This window comes from bacterium (assembly GCA_027622355.1).
Lineage (GTDB): Bacteria > UBA8248 > UBA8248 > UBA8248 > UBA8248 > JAQBZT01.
Genome location: JAQBZT010000238.1, coordinates 1 through 4,548, shown reverse-complemented (window position 1 = coordinate 4,548; position 4,548 = coordinate 1). Strand labels below are relative to the sequence as shown.

The 4,548-nt window shown below is 63.2% G+C and carries 4 protein-coding genes; all 4 read right to left on the bottom strand.

The window, feature by feature from the left end; translation table 11 throughout:
- Positions 1-1,870, bottom strand: a 1,870-nt coding sequence (gene metG / locus O2807_12335; protein MDA1001287.1) for a methionine--tRNA ligase, incomplete at its 3' end; no start/stop codon positions are given.
- 31 nt (positions 1,871-1,901) lie between these two features.
- On the bottom strand, positions 1,902-2,825 hold the full coding sequence (gene ricT / locus O2807_12330; protein MDA1001286.1) for a regulatory iron-sulfur-containing complex subunit RicT: 924 nt from the start codon (positions 2,823-2,825) through the stop codon (positions 1,902-1,904).
- Between the two features lie 3 nt (positions 2,826-2,828).
- Positions 2,829-3,860, bottom strand: coding sequence for a DNA polymerase III subunit (locus O2807_12325; GenBank protein MDA1001285.1), 1,032 nt, complete (start codon positions 3,858-3,860; stop codon positions 2,829-2,831).
- Positions 3,821-4,546: a dTMP kinase gene (gene tmk, locus O2807_12320; protein ID MDA1001284.1), complete on the bottom strand. Its 726-nt coding sequence runs from the start codon at positions 4,544-4,546 to the stop codon at positions 3,821-3,823. Before tmk ends, O2807_12325 begins: the two co-directional genes overlap by 40 nt.
- Positions 4,547-4,548 lie beyond the last annotated feature (2 nt).

Here is a 4,548-nt window from a genome sequence, read left to right as displayed (position 1 = left end):
ATTCGACTCCCATCAGCTTGGCGGGCTTCAGGTTGGCCACCAGGACCACCGTCCGGCCCACCAGTTCGGCCGGCTCGTAGTGTTCCCTCAGCCCGGCGACGACGGTGCGCCGCTCCTCGCCGAGTGACACCTCCAACTTTATCAGTTTTTTCGAACGAGGCACAGATTCGGCCGAAATAACCTGAGCAGCCCGAAGGTCGAGGCGCTTGAATTCCTCGAAGGTGATCTTCGGGACCTCGGTACCGGCCGGCGCGGCAGAATCCCCGCCGCCCTCTCCGGCGGCGATCCGCGCCGCCACCTTTTTCTCGAGGTCGCTGCGCGCCTCCTCCTCGATGCGCGGGAAAAGGGGCCCCCCCATCTTCGTATCGAGCGCCCCTGGCGTGTGGTCCATCGAGAGGAGCTCGCTGAGAGGCGCTTCGCGCCAAGTGTCCGGAAGGCCGAGCTGCCCGGCCACACTGTCGGCCGTGTCGGGCATGATGGGCCAGATCATCGCGGCCAGCACCCGCAGGGCGGCAACGGCGTGGTAGAGCACGGAGTCGAGCCGCGCATCGTCTCCGGCCTTGGCCAGCTCCCAGGGAGCGCTGGTGTCGATGTATTTGTTTCCGGCCGAGATGAGCGCCCAGGCCGCCTTGAGCCCCTCCTGAAAGCGAGTGGCCTCCATTTCTTTTTCGTATGCGGGCGCCGCCTTGTCTGCCACCTCCCGCAGCGTCCGCTCGGCTTCCCCCTCGCCGCCCGGCGCGCACGTCACCTTTCCCTTGCGGTAGCGCTTGACCATGTTCAGCGTCCGGTAAAGGAGATTCCCCAGATCGTTGGCGAGATCGCTGTTGATGCGCCCGATGAGGTGATCGTGCGAGAAATCCCCGTCGAGCCCGAAGGGAATCTCCCGGAGCAGGAAATACCGGATGGCGTCCACCCCGTACGCTTCGATGAGCCAGTGGGGGTCCACCGCGTTGCCGAGGCTCTTGGACATTTTCTGACCCTCCACCGTCCACCAGCCGTGGCTGTACACCTGGCCGGGCAGCGGGATTCCCGCCGAGAGGAGGAAGGCGGGCCAGTAAACCGCATGGAAGCGGAGGATGTCCTTGCCGATGAAGTGCTGATCGGTGGGCCAGGCGCTGCCCGGGGCGATGCCGCTTTCGTCGAATCCCGGCGCCGTGAGGTAGTTGCTCAGGGCGTCGAACCAGACGTAGATGATGTGTTTCTCATCGCCCGGAACCGGGATGCCCCACTTAAAGCTTGTCCGGCTCACGGAGAGGTCGCGCAACCCGCCCTCGACGAAACGGATCACCTCGTTGCGGCGGCTTTCGGGCTGGATGAAATTCGGGTTTTTCGCGAAATAATCGAGAAGGGGTTTCTCGTACTTGCTCAGCCGGAAGAAATAGCTGGGCTCCTCCACCCATTCGACCTCGGCGCCGCTCGGGGCCAACTTCTTTCCCACCGGTCCCTCGATGAGTTCCGCCTCGGTGTGGAAGGCCTCGTTGCGCACTTCGTACCACCCGGCGTAGGAACCGAGGTAGATGTCGCCGGCGGCCTCGACTCGGCGCCAGAGCTCCTGTACGCCCTCCTTGTGGCGCGCCTCGGTGGTGCGGATGAAGTCGTCGTAGCTGATGTTGAGTTTTTCCCAAAGCGCCTTGAAGCGGGCGCTGTTCATGTTACAGAAGGCGAGGGTGTCCATCCCGGCGTCGCGTGCGGCGCGCTCGAGCTTCTGGCCGTGCTCGTCGGTTCCGGTGAGAAAGCGCGTGGGCTCTCCCCGCAGGCGATGGAAACGCGCCTTCGCGTCGGCGGCCACCGTGGTGTAGGCGTGCCCCAGGTGCGGCTTGTCGTTGACGTAATAGATCGGAGTGGTGACGTAAAACGGTTTTGAACTCATTGCATCTCTTTCTACCTGATGGAAGCGGATCTTATTGCGCTGCGCCGCCGATGGGATTTTTCAGGGAAAACTGGCCCGAGGGCAGTCGCATCAGCTCCTCGGCGGTGACGGTCATTCGCTCTCCGGTCTCGAGGGCGAGGGTGATCTCCTCCTTGAGAAGATCCTGGCGGATGACCGTCGCACCGCAGTTGCAGCCGCCCACCTTCTTCTTGCAGGCGGGGAGTTTTTTCTTCATGGCGGCGTAGTGCGAGTGCTCGAAGCGGAGGCAGCATTTGAGCCGGCCGCAGGCACCCGAGAGCTTTGATGGGTTGAGGGTCAGATTCTGATCCTTGGCCATCCGGACCGTGATCGGGTCGAAGGATTTGAGAAACGAGCTGCAACACAGCGTCCGGCCGCAATCGCCGCACCCGCCCTTGACCTTCGCCTCGTCGCGCACCCCGATCTGGCGCATCTCGATCCGGAGCGAAAGTTGGCTCGAGAGCGATTTGACGAGGCGCCGGAAGTCCACGCGCCCCTCGGCGGAGAAGAAGAAGGTGGCTTTCTGCTGGGAGAAGTTGAAGCGCGCCTCGATCAACTCCATCGGGAGCTTCATCTCCCGGATGGTGTTCTGGCAGAGGGAGAAGGCTCTGTTCTCGGAATCCTCGATTCGCTCGATTTTTTTGAGATCGGCTTCCACCGCCTTGCGCAGGATTTTCCGCAAGGTCTGGGATTTGTAATACTTGGCCGGCATGACGCGGGTGTTTTCGGCGATCTGGCCGAACTCCTCCTCGTCCTCGCCCGCGTCGAAGATGACCTTGTCCCCCACCCGGAGGCGGTGGCCGTCGGCGAGGTAGTAGACCGGCCGCGCCTCGAAGCGGGACCGGATACCGGCGATTTTCACCATCTCTTCCGAAACTGATTCGCTCCCCCCGCTGGCGGGAGTGAGAACGGCGCTTTGGTTTTCTGGCTCCTGCATTCGTTATCCTCTGCCCCCGGCGCCTATGGTGGCGCGAAGGGCAATGACCAGGGCCTCAAGCGTCAGGCCCGGATTCGTGTTCCCCACAGCGACATCCCGGTAGGCGGTTTCGACACGCTCCAGGGCTCGAATCAGCCCCGGTGTGCCCCATCGCTCTCCCAGAGTCGCCAACTCATCCGCAACATCGGTGTTCCACGGCACGACTTCTCCGGGGGCCACCTGGAGGACCAGTATATCGCGAAGCAGCCCGCGAAGCATTTCCAGATTCGCCGTGACGGCCTCGCGGGCCGATCCGCCCCCGCTGGCCTGGTCCGCCGCCAGCGCCAGCAACGCGATTTCATCCGCCTGGCCGGGAGGTGCCGAGAGGCCCTCGAGCATCTTGAGAGCCGTCTCGCGACGGCTCTGGAGCTGATCGGGCGCCCCCCCCAGGGCGACGCCGAGCCGCCCCAGGCTCATCCCGATCAGGGCGTCGGGGTCATCCAGCTCCCCTCCCCCCCGGGCGATGAGGATCTCCCGCATCTGCTCGCGCGACAGGGCGGCGAAGCGGATACGTCTGCAACGGGAGATGACCGTGGGGGGCAGGATATGGAGATTCGGTGTGATGAGGATGAAAAAAGTGTTCTCGGGCGGCTCCTCGAGGGTTTTGAGGAGGGCGTTGAAGGTGTTGACGGTAAATCGGTGGGCGTCATCGAGGAGGAAGACCTGGGCGCGGCCCTCCTGCGGGCGCTGGTAGGCCCTGGCGAGAATGCTCTCGCGCGCCTCCTCGACGCCGACGGATTTTTTCCCCTCGGCGGGCCGGATCCGGATCACGTCCGGGTGAACGCCGCGCGCCACCTTCCGGCAGGGGAGGCAAAGGCCGCAGGGCCTCTCCGCCGCCTCGCATTCGAGGCTTTGGGCGAAGAGCTCCGCGGCGGCCGCCTTTCCCACCCCCTCGGGGCCGTAGAAGATATAGGCGCCGCCCAGCCGGCCCGATTCCAGATCCAGGCGCAGCGCGGCTACCGCGGCGTCTTGGCCGAGGAGTTTTTTCCATTCCATCCGAACGCGTCCTTCACGGCTTTAAGCACGCGTGCGTGTACCTCTTCCACGGAACCTGGAGGAATGACGCAGAAGCGTTCTGGCTCCTGCCGGGCTAATTCAAGAAAGCCCTCACGCACGCGTTGGTGAAACTCGAGTGTTTCCGCTTCCATGGAGTCAAGACCACGTGCCTTTCGCGCGCGCCCTTGGTGTTTAAGCGGAGGTCTCGCTCCTCCTTCACGCGCGAAAAGCAAAAGTTGGACGTGACCGTCCGATTCCCCTATAACTCGCTTGATGCCTTCCTCTGGGTCTATATCTAGAAGAAAGGTTAGATCTGGCACCAAGCCTTTGGTGGCCAAGGCGTTCAGATCGCGGACCTTCTCCGCAGGAAGCCCCCGGCCGAAGGCCTGATAGGCCATCGTCGAGTCGTAGAAGCGATCACACAGCACATGGACGCCCGATTCGAGCTCGGGGCGGACAACCTTCGTAACGTGCTGAGCGCGGTCTACCTCAAACAGGAGAAGCTCTGCAATAGGGGATATTTCCCCACCCGAAGGGCCAAGGAGCAGTTCCCGCACACGTTTGCCTAATTCGGTTCCCCCCGGTTCGCGGGTAGCGAGAACACGCAGGTCCACCTTTTCCATCCACTCACGCAGAAGCGCAAGCTGGGTGCTCTTCCCACACCCTTCGATACCTTCAAAAGTGATGA